This window comes from Mesorhizobium sp. WSM4817, from assembly GCF_055811135.1.
Genome location: NZ_JBVVQQ010000011.1, coordinates 26,785 through 46,570 on the forward strand (window position 1 = coordinate 26,785; position 19,786 = coordinate 46,570).

Below are 19,786 nucleotides of genomic sequence, written 5' to 3' on the forward strand. Positions count from 1 at the left end.
GGTCACCTCGATCGGTTCTTTCGTGCCTGGAATTCTTGAATGACCACCATCCTCGAAAGGACCGCCGGTCTCGTCGCCTTCGTGCGCACGGTCGATGCCGGCTCGTTCCATGCCGCCAGCCGGCTGGTCGGCTCCAGCCCGTCGGCGGTGTCGAAGAGCGTGGCGCGGCTCGAGCGGCGGCTGGGCGTGCGGCTGATCCAGCGCTCGACGCGCCGGCTGGCACTGACCAGCGAAGGCCTCGCCTATTACGAGCGGGTCGCGCCTTTGCTCAGAGCGCTGGACGATGCCGAGGACATCGTCCAGATGGCGGATACCGCGCGCGGCCTGCTGCGCGTCACGGCATCCGTCGAACTCGGGCGCGGCCTGATTGCCTCATGGGCACAAGCATTCCTGGCGCAGCACGGCGAACTGAAACTCGAGCTCAGCGTCACCGACCGTCACGCCGACCTGATCCGCGAAGGTTATGATGTAGCGGTGCGCATGGGGACGCTGTCGGACACCGGGCTCATCGCGCGCAAAATCGCCAATCTGCCGATCGTGCTGGTGGCCCCGCCGGCCTATGTCGAACGGCGCGGCCGGCCGGCATCGGTCGAGGCGTTGCAGAGCCACGACTCCGTCCGCTATCAGATGGCCGGGCGGCCTTATCCGGTCACCTTCGCCGACGGCGCGGTGATCGTGCCGAACGGGCGGCTCGATACGGACGACGGCGGCGCCATCCGGCAAGCGGCGCTGGCCGGAGCCGGCATCGCGCATCTGATGCAGTTTGCCGTGCAGGACGATCTCGACACCGGCCGTCTGGTCCGCATTCTACCCGAGGTCGCGATGCCGACTATGCCGGTGCACATCGTCCATGCGTATGGGCGACAGCTACCGGTCCGCGCCCGGCGGTTCGTTGAGTTCCTGGCGGGCCGGATGGCGGTGCTGACGCGATAGGGCGGGAGCTCCGTGGCAAAGACAGCGGCGCTTCGTCGATGGCCATGCGGTAGCCTTTGAGCGTCGCTGCGTTGAAGTTGAATATTAAGCGTTGGCGCGGCGCGACGTAACGAGAATACCTGTCATCGAGCTAAAACGTAATCTCCACCGAAGCGGCGCTGCGGTTGGCCGGCCCGTGAAAGACGGCCTCGATGTTGTTGCCGTCGGGATCGAGCAGGAAGGCGGCATAGTAGCCGGGATGGTAGTGCTGCCGCTCGCCGGGTGCGCCATTGTCCGTGCCGCCGCCATCGAGGCCGGCCTTGTAGAAGGCGTCGACCATCGCGCGGTCCTTTGCCTGGAAGGCAAGGTGGTGGCGCCCCGTCAGTTGCCCGCTGGCCGCCCGGCTGTCGATGCTGGAGACGAACAGCTCGTCGGCCCAGAAATAATCCTCGGCGCTGCCGCCGATCGGAATATCGAGCACCTTGAAAACCGCCTCGTAGAAGCGGCGGCTGGCCTTGAGATCCCTGACCACCAGCTGGACGTGGTCGATGAGACGGCCGCGATGAAGTTCCATGCCTGACAGCTCCTGATCGCCAGGTTGGAAATCTAGCTCAGGACGGTGCACGGTCAATGCAATGGAGCAATTGAATGGCGCGATTTCCTGACTGGATAAAAAATGCAACCGGATTGTAGGATTCGAAATGTCGTCATCGTCCTTCGGACGCAAGCGGTGTGACGAAGCTTGAAAGAAGTCGCGCCGTGTCCAAACGATCTCGGGAGAAAAATATGAGCCTTTCCTATCGTTGGGTCATCGTCGCGGCAGGTGCTGTGATGACCTGTGTCGCCCTCGGGGCGATGTTCTCGCTGGCGATCTTCCTGGAACCGATGGCGCTCGACACAGATTGGTCGCGCGCCGGCATATCGAGCGCTATGACGCTGAACTTCCTGGTAATGGGCCTCGGCGGCTTCGCCTGGGGCGCCATTTACGATCGCTACGGCGCCCGCATCGTGGTGATGACAGGTGCGTTGCTGCTCGGGCTGGCGCTGGTGCTGGCCAGCCGCACCGGCTCGCTGCTTGTCTTCCAGATCACCTATGGCGTGCTCGTCGGCCTCGCGGCAAGCGCCTTCTTCGCGCCGATGATCGCGCTGACCGCCGCTTGGTTCGACACCAATCGCAGCTTGGCCGTTTCCCTGGTCTCGGCGGGCATGGGCGTGGCGCCGATGACGATCTCGCCCTTCGCGCAATGGCTGATCACGGCCTATGACTGGCGCACCGCCATGTTCGTCATCGGCGTCGCGGCATGGGCGCTGCTGGTGCCGGCCGCATTGCTGGTGCGCCAGCCGCCCAAGCCTGCCGCTGAAGACGCCGCCGCCGATATTGCCGCCAACGATACCGGCATGTCGGTTCCACAGGCGCTGCGCTCGCCGCAATTCATCGTTTTGGCACTGACCTTCTTTGCCTGCTGCGCGGCGCATTCCGGACCGATCTTTCACATGGTCAGCTATGCCATGCTGTGCGGCATAGCGCCGATGGCGGCGGTCAGCATCTACAGCATCGAGGGCCTGGCGGGCTTAGGCGGCAGGCTTCTATACGGCGTGCTTGCCGACCGGCTGGGGGTCAAGCCGGTGCTGATTACCGGTCTGGCGATACAGTCCGTGGTCATCGCAGCCTATCTTGCGGTCAGCGAGCTTGGTCAATTCTACACGCTCGCCGTCATCTTCGGCGCCACCTATGGCGGCGTGATGCCGCTCTATGCGGTGCTGGCGCGCGAATATTTCGGCCAGCGCATCCTCGGCACGGTGTTTGGTGCCGTCACCATGCTGTCCAGCATCGGCATGGCCTTCGGCCCGCTCGCCGGCGGCATGGTGTTCGATGCCTATGCCAGCTATTCCTGGCTGTTCATCGGCTCGGCCCTTGTAGGGCTCGGCGCGGTGGCGGTGGCGGTCGCCTTCCCGCGGCTGCCGCGCAGGGAATTGCAACCGGCGTAGGGTTGGTGAAGAGAGGACGCAGGGGGTCGAACGTGGACATCGGCTATGTCAGCTTTTGACCCCCAAGCTGCGAGGCGTTCATCGGCAGCGATAGGAGCCGGGTCAAGACTGTGCAGGATCCATCTCCCTTTATTACGATCATGATGCAACGCAGCGCATTCACCTCCAAATGTCGATTGCCGGTAGGCTGAGGTTCGGACGAAAACCGTCAAAGAATGGCAAAAGGGGCTTTCATGGATCGTGCGCCGCGCACTCACGCGACTATTTCAGGTCCGTTAACATTTTGTGTTTTCGGCGCAGCATTTTTTTCCTATCCTCCGCCCAGGGCTTTGCGCATTCGATTGCGTGAAGAACTGGCGTGAGGATCCCAAAAATGCCGCAGGCAAAGCGAGTCTTGGTGACGGGGGGCGCAGGTTTTCTGGGATCGTTCTTATGCGAGCGGTTGCTTGCTGAAGGCCACGAGCTTGTATGCGTCGACAATTTCTTCACAGGAAGTCGGAGAAACGTCTCGCATTTGCTCGACAACAGATCCTTTGAGATCATTCGCCACGACGTGACATTTCCGCTCTACGTAGAAGTTGATGAAATATACAACCTTGCTTGCCCGGCAAGCCCGGTCCACTATCAGTTCGATCCGGTCCAGACGACAAAGACCAACGTCCATGGGGCGATCAATATGCTGGGACTCGCCAAGCGGGTTCGCGCAAAGATCCTTCAGGCGTCCACGTCTGAAGTCTACGGAAATCCCGAGATTCACCCGCAAACCGAGGACTATTGGGGCAGGGTAAACCCGATAGGTCCCCGTTCCTGTTACGACGAAGGCAAGCGGTGTGCCGAAACCCTGTTTTTCGACTATTGGCGGCAAGACAGGCTGCGGATCAAGGTAGCGCGCATCTTCAACACTTACGGTCCGAGGATGCGTCCGGACGACGGCCGCGTCATTTCCAACTTCATCGTGCAGGCACTGCAAAACAAGCCGATAACCGTGTACGGCACCGGCGAGCAGACACGCTCATTTTGCTACGTCGACGATCTCATCGACGGTCTGGTTCGCCTGATGAACACGGCCGACGATGTTACCGGCCCGATCAATCTCGGCAACCCGGTCGAATTCACGATGCTCGAACTCGCCAATCTCGTGATCGAACTTACCGGAAGCCGATCCGAGATTAGGTTTTTACCTTTGCCCGTCGATGACCCAAGGCAGCGACAGCCTGATATCGGGTGCGCCTTGCGCGAGCTCAATTGGAAGCCAAAAATCGCATTGCGCGACGGTCTCGCCACGACTATTGCCTATTTCGAAGGCTTGGTCTCGTCGGGATATGCTCGGTCCGCTGCAGCCGAATGAAAACAGTCTTGGTCACTGGCGGGGCGGGCTATATCGGCTCACACTGCTGCAAGGCATTCGCCGAATCCGGTTGGTCGGTCATTGCCTATGACAACCTCTCGCGCGGCTGGCGCGATGCGGTCAAATGGGGACCGCTTGTCGAGGGCGATATTTGCGATCGCGTAGCGGTGGCAGCAGCGCTGCACCAGTATCGGCCGGATGTGGTGGCGCATTTCGCCGCTTACGCCTATGTCGGCGAGTCCGTCGAGCGCCCGGAACTCTACTACCGAAACAACAGTTTTGGGACGCTGGTCTTGCTCGAGGAAATGCTGAAGATCGGCGTCGACAAGCTGATCTTGTCGAGCACCTGCGCGTCTTACGGCGTTCCGATTCGTTCCCCGATTGACGAAACGCATCCGCAGTCGCCCATCAATCCCTATGGATGGTCGAAATTCATTGTAGAACGAATGGTGGACAATCTTTCGGATGCCCATGGCCTCAACGCGGTTGTGCTTCGGTATTTCAACGCGGCCGGATGTGATCCGGACGGCGAGGTCGGTGAGCGGCATGAACCGGAAACGCATGTCATTCCGCTCGCCATCGAGGCGGCGGTCAGGTCGGGCCGGATTTTTACCATTAATGGCACCGACTTCGACACAAGGGACGGAACCGCGGTGCGGGACTATGTCCACGTCAGCGATCTCGCCCGTGCGCACGTTCTGGCGGGGGAGAAGCTTCTGCGCGATCCGGGAGTCCACGTCTACAATCTCGGCACCGGAACCGGGACGACGGTGAACGAGTTGGTCGATGCGGTGAGCCGGGTTTCGGGAACGCGCCTTCCCGTAGCCTACGGTCCGCGCAGGGCGGGTGACCCGCCTGCGCTTGTAGCCGCGGCCGGGAAGGCGAGCCGGGAACTCGGCTGGATGCCTGAGCAATCCGGAATTGACCGGATCGTCGAAACGGCGCTGGCCTGGTATCGCCGCCGGTTGTGACGATCTTTTTTTGCGGAAGAGCCCTAGCGCCTGGTCAATAAACAATCGAGAGCGGCGGCCACTGCGGCAAGCGAGAAATTTTCCTCTATCCGTTTTCGCGATGCCTGACCAAGGCGTTCCCGCAAGTGCAGATTGTCCTTCAGTCTTTGCAGGGCGCGCGCGATTTCCTCCGGCTGGTCCTTTCGCACCATCAGCCCACCCGACGCTTCGCCGTTTGCCAGAATGTCGGGGAGCCCCTGTGCGTCGGTAGCGACGACGGGCAGGCCGCAAGCCATCGCCTCCAGCGGTGCTACCGGCATGCCTTCGATGCGCGACGTGGTGACGTAGGCATCTGCCGCCGAAAGCCAGCGCCGGATCAGCGACCGATCCGTGGTATAGGCGGAAAGCCATTTCACGTTGGCCAGTCCGGCTTCGCGCAAAGGCCCGGCAAATTCGTTCCGATCCTGACCTGAGCCGATGATCACCAGTTCCGATGATGCGTCTGCGGAAAACAAGGGCCAGGCTTTCAGCAGCACATCGAGTCCTTTCCGGCGAATGTCGATGCGCCCGTGATTGACGACGACAAATGTCTCGCTCCGCAAGCCGAGGCTCTTCCGCGCTTGCTGGCGCGCGATCGCTTTCCATTCCTCATCGTCGATCGGGTTGGCGATATTGGCCATGTCGAGTGCAATGCGCGGGTAGGCTTTGCTGAGCCGTTCGCGCTCAGCAGCCGATGCGACGATCAGGCCGCTGCAAGCGCGAAGCGATGCCTGCCGTGCGATCGCCTCGATCCAGGACAATGTGCGGTCGCCGCCCTGGAAGGTCGCAAAGAGGGGAATGTGCATACGGCGCGCCAGCCAGGCGAGCGCATCAAACCGGGTGTATTCATATTCCTAGGCGAGTATTACGTCATCCCTATTATCGATCGATCATGCTGCAATGCAGCACAGTCGCGCCAACATGAACTGTGAATAAGTCCGAGCTTCGGTCAAAAACTGTCAAAATAGCCAGATTCGGGCGGATTTCGCGCAATTCTCAGGCCGTGCCTCACGCGACTATTTCAAACGCGTTAACATTTTGTGTTGCGACGCAGCATTTTTTTCCTATCGTCGCGCTGGGGCATTCGATGGCGTGAAGAGATTCCGTGGTGTTTAGGCAATCTGCAATCTGGTGGGCCCACTGGCGGGGGATGGCGCAGAGCCATTTGGTCGCTCCGCCCGAACCTCCGCAGCCCGCGCGAGACGCAGCGCTTTGAGCGAAAACGATCAGCCGCATGGCGCTGGCGCCGATGTCCGCAGAGTGAGCAGCGGCGACCCGCGGCAACGATGTCATCCGAGACATCCAACTGGCGGAAGCGGCCGATGAGACGCGCCACGCAATTGGACGCGCTGAGGGCCATCGCGGTGACGATGGTAATGTATTCGCATTTCTTTGCGGCGGGAGGGTCCTCCTTCTGGGGCCACATCGGCGTGCGATTGTTCTTCGTGTTGAGCGGCTTTCTGATCACGCGGCTTCTTCTGGACGCGCGCGCGTCCGCTGAATTCGAAACCGCGCCCGCACTCAAATCCTTCTACATCAGGCGGGCGCTGCGTATATTCCCTCCCTACTTTGCCGTGTTGACTCTCGTTTGGCTGGTCGACCTGGAGCAGTCGAGGGGATCGCTGGTCTGGCATGCGCTTTATCTGTCGAATTTCTGGTTCGCGCTGCGCAACGAATGGACGCCTTGGGTGCTCGCCCATCTTTGGAGCCTGAGCATCGAGGAGCAGTTCTATATCGTCTGGCCATTGATCGTTTTGCTGGCGCCGCTCCGGCGTCTTCAGTCGATCTGTATCGGCGTCATCCTGCTGTCGTTGTCGTATCGCTTTTATTGGCCGATCACCGGAAGTCCCGACCTCGCGCGCGACCTGCTTCCGCCAGCATCGATGGACGCGCTGGCGTCAGGTGCGCTGCTTGCAGTCTACCGAACCAGAACCGCTGTCTTACCGCAGTGGTTGCGATTTGGCTGGCCGGCGCTCGCGGCCGCCTTTTTCGTCCTGCAGTGGTTTGCTCCGACGCCGGCAAATTCCGTGCAGGAATGGGTCCGCTGGCTGCTCTTGGAAGTCCTGCCTCTCGCGCCGCTGGTCGTGGTCGTTGCGAGCTGTTCCTCCGGCATTGGCGGTTATCGGGGGAAGTTTCTCAACCTGCCACCGCTGCTGGCCCTTGGTCGCGTCAGCTACGGCGTTTATCTCTACCATCCCATCGTCCTGTCGCTCGCGGTCATGTCCCAGCCCTGGATCCCGTTCAACGTCTCTGAGCAAGGGCCGGGGCGATTCCTGGTTGCGGGAGCGGCGACCATCATCGTGGCTTCGGTCTCATGGCTGCTTTTCGAAAAGCCGCTCAACAGCCTCAAGCGCTACTTCCCCTATGTTGCTCCAGGAACTGGCGCCGTCATCCTGGCAGGTGCCAAAACGAATGACGCCGGGTGGCTTGGAAGGACAACAGGAGCTTATTTCAGCGGCCCGCTCGATGGCCGCAAAGCATCCCTGGCACGCGACCTCCCGCGAACGGATCGGAACTGACCATGGCTGCTCCCTTGGTGTCCGTTCTGCTGCCGATCTATAATGCCGGACCTTATCTGGCTGCCGCGCTCGCCAGCATCCTGCGGCAGGATTACGATCGCCTGGAGATCATCGCGACCGATGACGGATCGACGGATAATTCCCTGCAGATCCTGCAGAATTTCCGCAGATCTGACAACCGCATCTCCATCGTCTCACGCGAAAACCGGGGCCTCATCGCAACCCTGAATGAAGGGCTGGCGGTGGCTCGGGGTGATCTGGTCGCCAGGATGGACGCCGACGATATCGCCTATCCCTGGCGCCTATCGCGTCAGGTCGCACTCTTCAACCAGCGGCCCGACCTCGCCCTGTGCGGCGCAGGTGTCGATTTCCTGCTTGGCAAACGCATCGTCAAAGGCCTGCCTGATCCAGTTCTTCAGGAAAATATCTTGGGCATATTATCAATGTTCTTCACGATATTCATGCATCCTACGGTAGTTTTTAATAGGAACGCCATAAAGGACGGCGATCTATATTACAACGAGAGCTATACCCATGCCGAAGATTTCGATCTCTTCAGACGGCTCACCGACCGTTACCCGGCGGCTATGATCCCCGAAAACCTGATCGCCTATCGTATCCATGGCGACAGCGTGACGAACCGGCACAAGCGGGAGCTGCGAAGGACGCATTTGAAGATCGTGGCCGAAACCCTTGAGCGGGAAGGCCTCGCGCCAAACGCGCGGGACCTCCGCGACATCGGTGATACTGCCTCAATGGACACGGTCCGCCGTGCCGCCGATTGGATGCTTGCGCTGCAGGAGAGGATTTCCGGACTGCCGGCGGAAACGAGGCCGAGCTATGAGGCCGGCACGCTGAACCTGTTTTATTTCCTCTACCAACTCGTAGGCGATGAGATGCAACCGCTGTTGACGCATGAGTTCCTGACGCGGACTGCCAAATGGGACCGCATTCGGCGTCGCGAGCGGTACGCATTGCGTGCCGGCGCCTACGCGCCGCGGTTCAGTCTCGTCTCGATGTCGGCGACCAGGCAGGTAGACGCCTTGTCGCGGTACTTGCAATCCGTGCCGGCCGCGGCGGTTCTGCCTTCCCTTGGGTTGAGCTAGAATGACAGTCAAATCCCACCAGCCTCTGCAGCACAGTCGCTCGAGTATGCTTGCGCCCATTTCGGCCGATCCCCGGCCGCAGCACGGCCCCGCACCGGAGGTCAGCTTCATCGTCTGCACGCGCAACCGCGTTGCGGTGCTCGAGCCTTGCATCAAGTCGATCCAAGCCGCGTGCCGTGCCCATCCTGCCTTCGCGGCCGAACTCGTGGTTGTCGACAACGGCTCGACCGACCGCACGGCAGAACGCCTGGCCAGCATCGCCGAACTGTCGGACATCCCATTGACCGCTGTTTGCGAGCCACGACGCGGATTGGCGGCGGCCCGCAACGCCGGTCTGGCGCGCGCACGGGGCCGTGTGCTGGTCTTCGTCGATGATGATTGCCAGGTCCATGGCGACTACCTCAGTGATTTGCAGCGACATTATGGGAGCGGGGAACGGGTCATCCGGGGAGGCCGCGTCGAGATCGGCGATGCCAGGGATCTGCCGTTCACGATCAAGCGATCGCTGGTCCGCGAGCGGCTTACATCGGATGTTCATCCCGGCGGCTTTGTGCTCGGCTGCAACATGACGATGCACCGCGATGCTGCTGCCCGTATCGGCCTTTTCGACGAGCGGTTCGGCGCAGGCGGCCCGCTGCGCTCCGCGGAAGATACGGACTATCTTGTGCGAGCTGTGCTGCTCGGAATCCCGGTCGAATATGTGCCCGACATGATGATTTTCCATCATCACGGCCGGCGAGATCACAAGGCCATCGAAAAGCTCCACCGCGACTATTGCCTGGGCAATGGCGGGCTGTGCCTGAAACATGTTCGCCATGCGCCTTGGCTGCTTCGCCATTTCTACTGGGCCGTGCGATCGGCTTTCCGGGAATTGGTGAAGGGGCCTCGGTTCGATTGCGAACTCAAGCTGTCGCACTGGCCGATCGTCGTCATGAATCTGCTCGGCGCGGCCAAGTTCGCGGTTCTTTCGTTGGCGAGACGGCCAGAGGCGCCGCAAGTGCGGCAGGATCAACAAGCACAGGATCAACAGGCAAATGCCGAGGCGAGGGTGAACACGCCATAATGCGACTAGTACCGCCGAGCCTGCCGATGCTGCGCCGCGCGCTTGGAAGGAAGCAACTGCGGCTGCTTCCTGCCGTGGTGATGCTGGGTCTTGCCAGCGCGGCCCTTGAAGGCTTCGGCATAGGGCTGATCATCCCCTTGCTGGGCATCATCATGGGGCAGGGGGATCAAACCGGAATGGCCGGCTTTTCTGCCGTGTTCCAGCATTTCGGATCTGACCTGAGCGAGCGCGACCGGCTGATCGTCATTTCGGCCGCCATTCTCGGCTCGATCGTCCTGAAGAACGTCTTCGTCTTCGCAAACACGCTGCTGACGACCTTCATCTATGGCAAGGCCAGCCATTCGATCCGCAGCGCACTGTCGGAGCAGTTGCTGCGGGTCGGTTATCCATTCTTCCTGCAGCAAAGTCCCGGACGGCTGCTCAACATCATCTCCAACGAATCCTGGCGGGCATCGGATGCGATCCAGATCATGCTGACGGCCATCGTCAGCGCATCGGCCGCAATCATTCTGCTGGCTTTTCTGCTCCTGCTTTCATGGCAGATGACATTGTTGGTCACGCTGGGGTTGGTCGTCGTTCAGATCGCGCACGCCATGCTGTCAGCCAATTTGAAGGCGCCCAGCCGCAGCGTCGCCTCGCGCAACAGCGATCTTGCATCGCAGATGCTCCACCTCGTGCATGCCGGGCGTCTGATCCGCATTTTCGGACAGGAGAGCCGCGAGAAGGCGACATTCGATCAGGCGTCGGACGCGGTTCGCCGGGCTGCTTTCGTCCTGCTTACACGTCAGGGCGCATTGCCGCCGCTGACCGAGGTTCTCCACGCGATGCTGTTTCTGGCGGTGGTGATAGGCGCCTGGTTCGTGGGCGTGAGTTTCCCGCTGATCGTCGCGTTCGTCATCCTGCTCTACAGGCTGCAGCCATATATGCGGGCCTTGCAAATGGCCTGGAGCCAGTTGCAAGGCTTGAGCGGATCGCTTGAAGAGGTGGTCTGGATGCTGGACCCGACCGACAAGCCCGAACCTCCGCGAGGACACCGACCGTTCCAGGGCTTGGCGCAAGGGATCAAGTTCGATGACGTGACCTTTACCTATTCCGGCAAGGACCAGCGTGCCGTGGTGCTGCATTCGGCGGCATTCGAGATCCGCAGCGGCCGCTCGACGGCGCTCATCGGCCGCTCAGGCGCCGGCAAGACGACGATCGTCAATCTCCTGTGCCGCTTCGTCGAGCCTGATGCCGGTAGAATTCTCGTCGATGGATCACCCCTCGACCAGATCGATCCCAGCCACTGGCGAAGGCATATCGCACTCGCCAGCCAGGATTTGGAACTGGTGGATGGCACCATTTTTGAGAACATAATCTACGGGCAGGACGCAGCCTCGGCCGGCGACGCCCAGCGTGCTGCAAAGCTGGCCGAAGCGCATGAATTCATTGAACATCTGCCGCAAGGCTACCAGACGGTCGTCGGCTATCGGGGCGTCAATCTTTCAGCGGGACAGCGGCAGCGGATCGCACTGGCGAGAGCATTGGTGCGCGATCCCGATATCCTCATCCTGGACGAAGCCACCAATGCGGTGGACGGACTGTCGGAAGCGGCAATCGTCGAGACCTTGAAGTCGAGGGCAGGCCGCCGCACGACCATAGTGATCAGTCATCATCACAGCACCATCTCATTCTGCGACGACGTGGTGATCCTCAGCGGCGGTCGCGTGAAAAAGCAGGCGCCTTTCGCCGCTCTGGCGACGCTCAGCATGGATGAGCTTTACCAGCATGACTCAATGGATTGATGAGGGATTGCGATTCTGCTTGCCGCGGCCACCTTCCCGCCGCAGGCAGTACCTCGTCGACCGTGAACTATCCGCAAGCCATTGATCTGGCATGTTGATTGAGGCGGATAGCGGCTTTGGAATTGCAGGATTGGCGGTTTATGAGCGCTGTTTTCCTACGATTCGGTTTTGCGATTCCCTTGTGCTGCGGAGCGTGATTCACTCGGTTCGGCGGCGGCGAATCGAGGGGACGGCGAATGTCCAAGCCACGCGAGAAGCGCGAGACGGGAGAGCAGGATCTGTTCCGCTCCAGGCTCGATCAGATCATCAACTTGAAGCACGAGCTGGTGCGGCTGGCGCAGGCGATCGACTGGCCGGTGCTGGAGGAGCGTTTCGGCGCCGTCTATTCGGACGGCCCCGGCATGCCGCCGCTGCCGACCCGGCTGATGGCGGGGCTGGCGATCCTCAAGCACACCTTCAACCTGTCGGATGAGGTGCTGTGCGAGCGCTGGGTGGAGACCCTTACTTCCAGTATCTCACCGGCGAGACGTTCTTTTGCCATACGCTGCCGTTTGACCGCTCCTCGATGACGCGCTGGCGCAGCCGTATGGGCGAGGAGCGGATCGTGGCGCTGTTGCAGGAGAGCCTCAGCCTTGCGATCAAGACCGGGGCGATGAAGCCGGCCGACACGCGCCAGGTCATCGTCGACACGACCGTGCAGCCGAAGAACGTCATGTTCCCGACCGACGCCAAGCTCATCCACCGGGCGCGCGCGAACGGCTGGTGCGGGTGGCCAAGAGGAAGGGGCTCCATTTGCGCCAGAGCTATGTGCGGGTCGGCAAGCTGGCGCTGATCAGCCATCAGCGCTATGCCCACGCCAAGCAGTTCAAGCGGGCGAACAAGGCGCTGCGCAGGCTCAAGACCTATCTCGGCCGGACCATTCGCGACATCTCTCGCCAGATCGCCGGCGATGCGGGGCTGGACGCGCTCTTCAAATGGCCGCTCTACTAGGCGGCCACCGTTCTCGAGCAACGCCAGCGCCAGCGCGGCCGCAAGATCTACAGCCTGCACGCACACGAGGTAGAATGCATCGGCAAGGGCAAGGCGCATATGCCCTACGAGTTCGGGGTGAAGGTGTCGGTGGCCACCACGCTGAAGCGTTCCAAGGGTGGCCAGTTCGCCCTGCATGCAAAAGCACTGCCCGGCAATCCCTATGACGGCCACACGCTGGCAAGCGTCATCCCCGACATGGAAAAGACCATCGGCAACGAGATCGGCGCATCCTCGCCGACGCCGGCTATCGCGGCCACAACGCACCGCAGAGCCACAAGTTCAGGGTCTTCACCGCCGGCCAGAAGCGCCGCGTCACCCCAGCCATCAAGCGCCAGATGCGGCGGCGGTCGGCGGTCGAGCCCGTCATCGGCCACATCAAGAGCGAACACAGAATGGGCCGCAACTACCTCGCCGGCCAGCAGGGCGACGCCCTCAACGCCATCCTGGCCGCCGCCGGCTACAACTTCTCCCTCCTGCTCAGGTGGCTGAAGGATTTTTTGTCGCTCTTGATCGCCCTGCTTCAACTTCGGCCGAAGTCGGTCGCCGCTTAGCGCCCGGATTGTTCACGGTCGACTACCTCTCATGTGGGGCTGCGGCTTTCGGCAGTCGACCCCGGACGACGTCGGGACAGGAAGGCCGTCACTCGGCCCGGCGCGAAAAATTTGTCGCCGCAGCCTTGCCTCGTCGGATCGGTCGCTTTCCCGATTGCGGTTCGGATGCCTCCGCGCGATCCGGTGCCGCGGCGTTTCCGACGAGCGATGCGAGCTCAGCCTCGCTGAGCGTCTCGATCTCGAGCAGCCTGCGCGCCGTCTTTTCCAGCAGATCCCGTCGCTCAGTGAGGAGCCCGACCGTTCGCGCGAAAGCTGTGTCGACGATGCTGCGAACCTCCTCGTCGATAGCTTCGGCGGTGGCCTCGCTGTAATCGTGCTCGCGCGGACCGCCGGCAAGTGGGTTGGGGCTCAGGAAGGAGCGCTGGTCCTTTTCCAGCGCCACATGGCCGAGCTTTTCCGACATGCCGTAGCGAGTCACCATGGCGCGGGCGATATCGGTCACTTTGGCCAGGTCATCGGCGGCCCCCGTGGACAGATGCCCGAACACGATCCGCTCGGCCGCCCTGCCGCCGAGCAGCACCGCCATCTTGTTCTCCAGTTCCTCGCGGGTCATGAGGAAGCGGTCCTCGGTCGGCCGCTGGATCGTGTAGCCCAAGGCGCCGACGCCGCGCGGGATGATCGATACCTTGTGCACGGGATCCACTCCGGGCAGCGCCATGGCTACCAAGGCATGGCCCATTTCGTGATAGGCGACGACCTCGCGTTCCCTCGGGTTCAACAGCCGGTTGCGCTTCTCGAGCCCGGCCACGATGCGCTCGACCGCATTGTTGAAATCGTCCATCGTGACGACATCCGCCCTCCGGCGCGTAGCGAGCAGGGTTGCCTCATTGACCAGGTTGGCGAGGTCGGCGCCGGTGAAACCCGGCGTCAGCGCGGCGACTTTTTCGGCATCGACATCCGCCGCCAGCTTGGCCTTCTTCATGTGGACTTTAAGGATCTGGACGCGACCTTGCTTGTCCGGGCGATCGACCAGCACCTGCCGATCGAAACGGCCGGCGCGAAGAAGTGCCGGGTCAAGGATTTCCGGGCGGTTCGTCGCGGCGAGCAGCACGATGCCGATTTTCGGATCGAAACCGTCGAGCTCGGCCAGGAGTTGATTGAGCGTCTGCTCCTTCTCGTCGTGGCCGCCCATCGTCGGGCCCGCACCGCGGGCGCGGCCCAGCGCGTCGAGTTCGTCGATGAAGATGATCGCCGGGGCCTTGGCGCGTGCCTGCTCGAACAGGTCGCGCACCCGGGCGGCGCCGACGCCGACGAACATCTCGACGAATTCCGAGCCCGAGATCGAGAAGAACGGAACTTTTGCCTCGCCGGCAACGGCTTTCGCGAGCAGTGTCTTGCCGGTGCCGGGCGGTCCGACCAGCAGCACGCCCTTGGGCATGCGCCCTCCAAGACGGCCGTATTCCTGCGGGCTTTTCAGGAAATCCACGATTTCCTGCAATTCGGCCTTGGCCTCATCGACGCCCGCCACGTCGTCGAAGCTGACACCGGTATTGGCCTCGACATAGACCCTGGCCTTGCTCCTGCCGATTTGCATCAAACCGCCCATGCCACCCGCCATTCGTCTCATCAGCAGCATCCACATGCCAAAGAAGACGAGGATCGGGACGACCCAGGAGAGCAGGTCGCTCAGGAATGTGCTTTCGATCTGGCCAGTGACGGTGACGCCGTGTTCCTGCAGCTGCCGCGCGAGGTTAGGCTCGACGCGCGTGGTAATGAACAGCGGCTTGCCGTCCTGCGGCTGCTTGAAGCGGCCCTGGATGAAGCGATCGGAAACCTGCACGTCGGCGATCTTGCCGTCGCGCAGCAGGGTTTCAAACTGGCTGTAGGGAATCTGCGCGACGTGCTGGGTGGCGGTGTAGACGTATTGGAAGATCATCAGCCCGACGAAGGCGACGATCCAGTACCAGATATTGAACTGCGTCTTCCTGTTGCCCATGTCCATGGCGTGTCCTCCAGCGTCACATCGATGCAGGTCGCCGAACCGCCGCGGCTTCGAAGCGTGCCTTGGGAGAACGTCGAGGAGCCCAAAGTGTTGCAAAGGAGGGCTGCGAGGGAAAGCGTATGCTGCCGAGCCTGTTGCAACCCAAAGAATCGCGCTTGGTGATCCGCTGCTCAAGCGGCGGCGGCTTCGGGCACGCCCTCCAAGCAAAGCCATCAATGCTTTCTGTGAGGCCAATGGAGCATTATCGGGGGTGGGAATTCCGGGTCCTCCAGGCAGCCGACCGATACCGACAGCGCATCCTTCAGCCCTTCTGCCCGCATCAAGACGACCGAGCCGCATGTGGTGCAGAATGTCTGCTCCAGCCATTGTCCCGACGAGCCGGTTCTGCGCCAGGATCTGGTCTCGCCTTTCTGGCCGACGAGGGCGGAACCGGGGTAGATGGCCCGGTATGAGAACGCCGTTCCGGTGCAGCGCTGGCACTCCATGCAACTGCACGCATAGACGCGTCGCGGCTCGCCGGCGGGGACAAGTTCCACGCTCCGGCATGAGCAGGTCGCGGTTCGTTTCGTGTCGCTGCTATGTATTCGATGGCTCCCCGCTCTGGCGCGGCGAACCATTTCGAAACAGGGGTGCCAGAGATGCAAAATCATCTTCCATGCGCCCCAGCGAAAGTGCCTGTCGAAAGATCATATCCATGGCGCGCGGCATAGCCGCGTCGAGCCCTCGCTCCTCGCATGCCTCAAGCAGATGCTGGAAGGCGCTGTAGTGGGCGCCCAATGACGCCAGGGTCGCGTCGTCGCCGGCAAAACGGCGTGCATTCGTTCTATCCACCAGGTCGAACAGAGCGGCATCGACAACAGGCTTGAATCCGGAAAGATGGCTCCTGAACGTCGCCAGGTCGAGACCTTCGGCCTCGGCGACGGCCATGCCCTGGAGTGCTCCGAAGAGCCCGCCCCACATCTGCGTGAGCAGAGCAGTATCAAGCGCAGAGGCTTGGCCCGGCAGCTCCCCGACATAGCTCGTGGCGCCGCCGAGCGCGAACAGCAGCGGCTTGTGCTTCTCATAGACGTCGCGCGAACCCGAATAAAGCAGTGCGGTTTCGGGTTTGCCGATAAAATCCGGAGTCGCCATGATCGCCCCGTCCAGATAGCCGGCACCATGCCCCTCCACCCAGCGCGCTTCTTCCCGCGCCAGACGCGGCGATCCGGAGGTGAGTTGCACGACGGCTTTGCCGGCCAATGCCGAAGCGATGCCAACCCGCTTCAGCAAAGCGTCGCTGGCGGCATAGTCGAGAACATTGATGATCACGACGTCGGCCGCTCGGATTCAATCCTCCACTGACGGGGCGACCGTCGCGCCAAGGGCCGCCAATGGCTCGCACTTTGCCACGGTTCGATTCCAGACCCACGTTGGGTAGCCGCGGTCGAGCAGCGTTCGAGCAATGGACGAGCCCATTCGGCCCGCGCCGAGCACGCAGACATTCGATGTCATAATTACTTCTCCGATAGGCTGATGGCCCTTTCGACGAGGGTCCGTTTTATGTTTGGCGCGCTCGATCGTAAGATATAAATTCTTGCTGCGTTGAAGAACTCCAATACCTGTTAGCGCGAAGCGCCGGCATGCTCCAACTTCCACATGTGGTAGAACGAGCTGTCTTTGTCGCTGAGCAATTCTCTAGGAGACCCCTGTTCAATAACTCGGCCCTGATGCAGAACAATAACGTGATCGGCAGACTGTATCGTGCTGAGGCGGTGTGCGATGATAACGATCGTCCTTTTGCCCCTTAGCTCGTTTATGCTAGTCTCTATTGCTGTTTGCAAAGCAGCGTCTAAGGCGCTTGTCGCCTCATCCAGGATCAAGATTTCTGAGTTTTTTCTCAATGCTCGGGCAATAGCGATTCTCTGTCGCTGACCTACTGAAAAACGGTGACCTCGCCTACGGACTGGAGTATCAAGCCCATCCGGAAGGAGGGCAACAAACTCGTGAACCTGCGCAGCCCGCGCGGCATCTTGCACGCTGTCGCGATCCCAATCTTCTGCTCCATAGCTTATCACATCTAAAATAGTGTCCCCAAGAAGTTCAGCGTCCTGCCCGGCAAATGCGATCCGCTCCCTCCAGTCTGTTAACCTAATGGAACGAACATCTACCTCATCGACCGACATCGTACCCCGGGTGGGGTCAAAAAAACGGCACAACAGAGCTGCCACAGTACTTTTTCCAGATCCAGAAGAGCCGACGAATGCAGTCAGACGGTTCTTCACTATTTCAAAACTTGCGTCACAAATAGCTGCCGTGTCGCTACCCACGTAGGTGAAGCTCACGTTCTCAAATCGAATGCTCCTGGCCAGCCCACTGAATGCCCGTGACCCGCTTGATTCCTCCGGCTTTTGAAGCACGTCCCTGATATGATCCAGCGTCGGCAAAGCTCGGGACAATTCGACTCGCACATGATTCAGCATTCGAACGTGAGGCTGCAGTCGGTACAGAAGGACGAGAAAGGCGACTAGCGTGCCCGCGGGGATACCCATGCTCCAGGAATAAGCTACGATAACCAAAAGGAGCGGCGCAAAAAGAACTTCCGTAATCGGGCCTATTATCGCGGCAGCTTTTTCCACGTCAACTGACGCTGCACGATCACGCGCTGCTATATTAGTGAATCTTCTAAACTCCCGCTTCTCTCGAGAAAATAGTTTAATTACCTTTAGAGCCTCCAACGATTCGATGAGCCTCGATGAGAGCTCTGCGCTGGTTTCTTTTGCGACAGCGGCTCGACGCCTCACTCTCCTAGTAAGAATGATAGTAACAACACCAATGAGCGTTAAACCGGCTAGGGAGACTACAGTCAGTCGCGGAGACAGAAGAAATAAAATTACGCAAAATGCAGTAATGGAGAACAGGCTAACTAATCCTTTCGCTACTGCAACCACGAACTCACCTGCGAGCCACGTCTCTCCCTGGACGATGTTGAACATTCGGCCAGAACTGCTACTGCTGACAAACTGAAAATCGGCGCGAAGCAAACTGTCAAATAGTGACGCACGCAGGTCTAAAACAATCTTTTTGCTGATAATTAGCGCAACAAAAGAATATAGGTATTGAATAGCAGCTTTGCTTGCGAACAGGAACAATACACCAAATAGCAATGATAGTAAAACGGTTGTCTGATTAGCTGCCGGCCAGATATCTGTTGCGCGACCAAGTAAAGGGAATACTACAGCCACATCGGGCGATCGAAACAGGTAGGATATAAGGGGAACGAGTATCGCAACCCCGATGCCCTCAACTGCAGCAGAAGCTACGCCGAGCATGACCAGTGTTGGAAATGCCCACAAGTGTGGTCTCAGAAAGGATCTTAGGAAATATGCGTAGGCGCGGTTCACGATGTCGGTACCACGCCAGCAACGGCCAATCGTGCGGCTACCGCCCGGCGTCGGTCGTGCCTATCCGGAATACGCGGTTCAGTCTGCAATCCCTCCTCCGGCGATATTTCATGAAAATGGCGGATATGCTGTCTCTTGCTTTTGACGGGGTGATCTGAAGACGTCCAGCCGAACCAATCTTTCAGTCGGCGCGAGATCCCTCGCGTCAACGATCGCGCTATTCTCAAATTTAATGCGGATTGAGGATCGATCAATATCGTTCTCGCTAGAAGCGCCAGGCCTTGACGAAACTTCCCTTCACGGAGCGACCGCTCCGCTAGCCAGCTAGCGTTCTCGCCCGCCGCCCAGCGGAAGAGAAAGGCCGGGAGTTCGGGGTGCCGATTGCGTACTTCGCGCAGGACAATCTGCCGCGATTTAAACATTTTGAAAATATTGCTAGACATACTGCCATCCGAGAGGCGGTACCCCATGAGATAGAAATCGGCTATTCGTACCGTATATCGTTCCGAGATGGCGAGAAACGCCCTTGTGTCCTCTGCCCCTTGTGCTCCCCTGGCCCGAAGACTGGGATCAAATCCTCCTATCTCCAGCAGGCATTTCCGCCTTACCAATACCGCGCTGCCCCCGCCCATGAAATTGAACAAAACGAGCAATGGGTAAACGTACCCCTCATAGGGTGGGAAGTGTGGGCTTTTTATAATCGCTCCATCGGAATCGACCTCTCGGTACCTGCAGTAGACTATACCAGTGTCGGCGCCTCCGCGCTGCATGACCTCCATCTGCTTAGAAATCTTTTCACGGTGCCAGAGGTCATCCGCGTCGAGGAAAGCAACGTAATCGCCTTGCGCAGACGCGATCCCCGCGTTCCGGGCGACAGCGACGCCTCCATTCGCCTGATGTATCAATCGCACTCGCTTGTCGCGAGCAGCACACTCACGCACGACACTGGCGGTGGCGTCCGTCGACCCATCATCAACCACGATGATCTCAATTGAGGGCCATGTCTGCTCCGCTGCGCATCGAACAGCGTTTTCTACGAAGCCACAGCCATTATGGACCGGTATCACCACGGATACTAGCGTAGCGGATTCATCACTCAGATTGGCCATGG

Annotated in this window: 15 protein-coding genes and 2 pseudogenes; 9 read left to right on the top strand and 8 right to left on the bottom strand. The window is 60.4% G+C overall.

Annotated elements, in window-relative coordinates; translation table 11 throughout:
• Positions 1-39: 39 nt before the first annotated feature.
• Positions 40-933 carry a LysR family transcriptional regulator gene (locus tag AC0L2K_RS16505; RefSeq protein ID WP_473531836.1) on the top strand — a complete coding sequence of 298 codons (894 nt, stop codon included), beginning with the start codon at positions 40-42 and terminating at the stop codon, positions 931-933.
• 130 nt (positions 934-1,063) lie between these two features.
• Here AC0L2K_RS16505 and AC0L2K_RS16510 read toward each other — a convergent pair whose 3' ends face one another.
• Positions 1,064-1,495 (bottom strand): VOC family protein, encoded by a 432-nt coding sequence (locus AC0L2K_RS16510; RefSeq protein ID WP_128173130.1) that lies wholly within the window; start codon positions 1,493-1,495, stop codon positions 1,064-1,066.
• 203 nt (positions 1,496-1,698) lie between these two features.
• On the opposite strand from AC0L2K_RS16510, the gene AC0L2K_RS16515 reads away from it, so the two are divergent.
• The 3 genes from AC0L2K_RS16515 to galE all read left to right on the top strand — a co-directional run bounded on the left by AC0L2K_RS16515 (position 1,699) and on the right by galE (position 5,220).
• Positions 1,699-2,901, top strand: a complete 1,203-nt coding sequence (locus tag AC0L2K_RS16515) for an MFS transporter (RefSeq protein ID WP_287238587.1) — start codon at positions 1,699-1,701, stop codon at positions 2,899-2,901.
• Positions 2,902-3,274: 373 nt separating this feature from the next.
• Positions 3,275-4,249, top strand: a complete 975-nt coding sequence (locus AC0L2K_RS16520; RefSeq protein WP_287291997.1) for a UDP-glucuronic acid decarboxylase family protein — start codon at positions 3,275-3,277, stop codon at positions 4,247-4,249.
• Positions 4,246-5,220, top strand: coding sequence for a UDP-glucose 4-epimerase GalE (gene galE / locus AC0L2K_RS16525; protein WP_287238583.1), 975 nt, complete (start codon positions 4,246-4,248; stop codon positions 5,218-5,220). Before AC0L2K_RS16520 ends, galE begins: the two co-directional genes overlap by 4 nt.
• A 23-nt stretch (positions 5,221-5,243) precedes the next feature.
• Here galE and AC0L2K_RS16530 read toward each other — a convergent pair whose 3' ends face one another.
• Positions 5,244-6,044, bottom strand: coding sequence for a glycosyltransferase family 4 protein (locus AC0L2K_RS16530; protein WP_473531837.1), 801 nt, complete (start codon positions 6,042-6,044; stop codon positions 5,244-5,246).
• A gap of 516 nt (positions 6,045-6,560) precedes the next feature.
• Here AC0L2K_RS16530 and AC0L2K_RS16535 point away from each other — a divergent pair.
• The 5 genes and pseudogenes from AC0L2K_RS16535 (at position 6,561) to AC0L2K_RS16555 (ending at position 13,293) form a co-directional block, all read left to right on the top strand.
• Positions 6,561-7,757: an acyltransferase family protein gene (locus AC0L2K_RS16535; protein ID WP_473531838.1), complete on the top strand. Its 1,197-nt coding sequence runs from the start codon at positions 6,561-6,563 to the stop codon at positions 7,755-7,757.
• A gap of 2 nt (positions 7,758-7,759) precedes the next feature.
• A complete protein-coding gene (locus AC0L2K_RS16540; protein ID WP_473531839.1) occupies positions 7,760-8,863 on the top strand; it encodes a glycosyltransferase family 2 protein in 1,104 nt (367 codons plus the stop codon).
• A 46-nt stretch (positions 8,864-8,909) separates the two neighbouring features.
• Entirely contained in the window at positions 8,910-9,926 is a 1,017-nt protein-coding gene (locus tag AC0L2K_RS16545) for a glycosyltransferase family 2 protein (protein ID WP_473531840.1), read from the top strand.
• On the top strand, positions 9,926-11,710 hold the full coding sequence (locus tag AC0L2K_RS16550; protein ID WP_473531841.1) for an ABC transporter ATP-binding protein: 1,785 nt from the start codon (positions 9,926-9,928) through the stop codon (positions 11,708-11,710). Before AC0L2K_RS16545 ends, AC0L2K_RS16550 begins: the two co-directional genes overlap by 1 nt.
• 236 nt (positions 11,711-11,946) lie before the next feature.
• Positions 11,947-13,293, top strand: a pseudogene (locus AC0L2K_RS16555) (IS5 family transposase).
• An 88-nt stretch (positions 13,294-13,381) separates the two neighbouring features.
• Here AC0L2K_RS16555 and ftsH read toward each other — a convergent pair.
• The 6 genes and pseudogenes from ftsH to AC0L2K_RS16585 all read right to left on the bottom strand — a co-directional run bounded on the left by ftsH (position 13,382) and on the right by AC0L2K_RS16585 (position 19,784).
• Complete coding sequence (ftsH, locus tag AC0L2K_RS16560; protein WP_287321682.1) at positions 13,382-15,295, bottom strand: ATP-dependent zinc metalloprotease FtsH; 1,914 nt, start codon at positions 15,293-15,295, stop codon at positions 13,382-13,384.
• 212 nt (positions 15,296-15,507) lie between these two features.
• Positions 15,508-15,945 (bottom strand): GFA family protein, encoded by a 438-nt coding sequence (locus AC0L2K_RS16565; protein ID WP_473531842.1) that lies wholly within the window; start codon positions 15,943-15,945, stop codon positions 15,508-15,510.
• Positions 15,872-16,342 carry an imine reductase family protein gene (locus AC0L2K_RS16570; RefSeq protein ID WP_473531919.1) on the bottom strand — a complete coding sequence of 157 codons (471 nt, stop codon included), beginning with the start codon at positions 16,340-16,342 and terminating at the stop codon, positions 15,872-15,874. Before AC0L2K_RS16570 ends, AC0L2K_RS16565 begins: the two co-directional genes overlap by 74 nt.
• Positions 16,316-16,786, bottom strand: a pseudogene (locus AC0L2K_RS16575) (NAD(P)-dependent oxidoreductase); the annotation flags it as partial. The pseudogene AC0L2K_RS16575 and the gene AC0L2K_RS16570, both read right to left, overlap by 27 nt.
• 110 nt (positions 16,787-16,896) lie before the next feature.
• Entirely contained in the window at positions 16,897-18,627 is a 1,731-nt protein-coding gene (locus AC0L2K_RS16580; protein WP_287292323.1) for an ABC transporter ATP-binding protein, read from the bottom strand.
• A gap of 44 nt (positions 18,628-18,671) precedes the next feature.
• Positions 18,672-19,784 carry a glycosyltransferase family 2 protein gene (locus AC0L2K_RS16585; protein ID WP_473524771.1) on the bottom strand — a complete coding sequence of 371 codons (1,113 nt, stop codon included), beginning with the start codon at positions 19,782-19,784 and terminating at the stop codon, positions 18,672-18,674.
• Positions 19,785-19,786 lie beyond the last annotated feature (2 nt).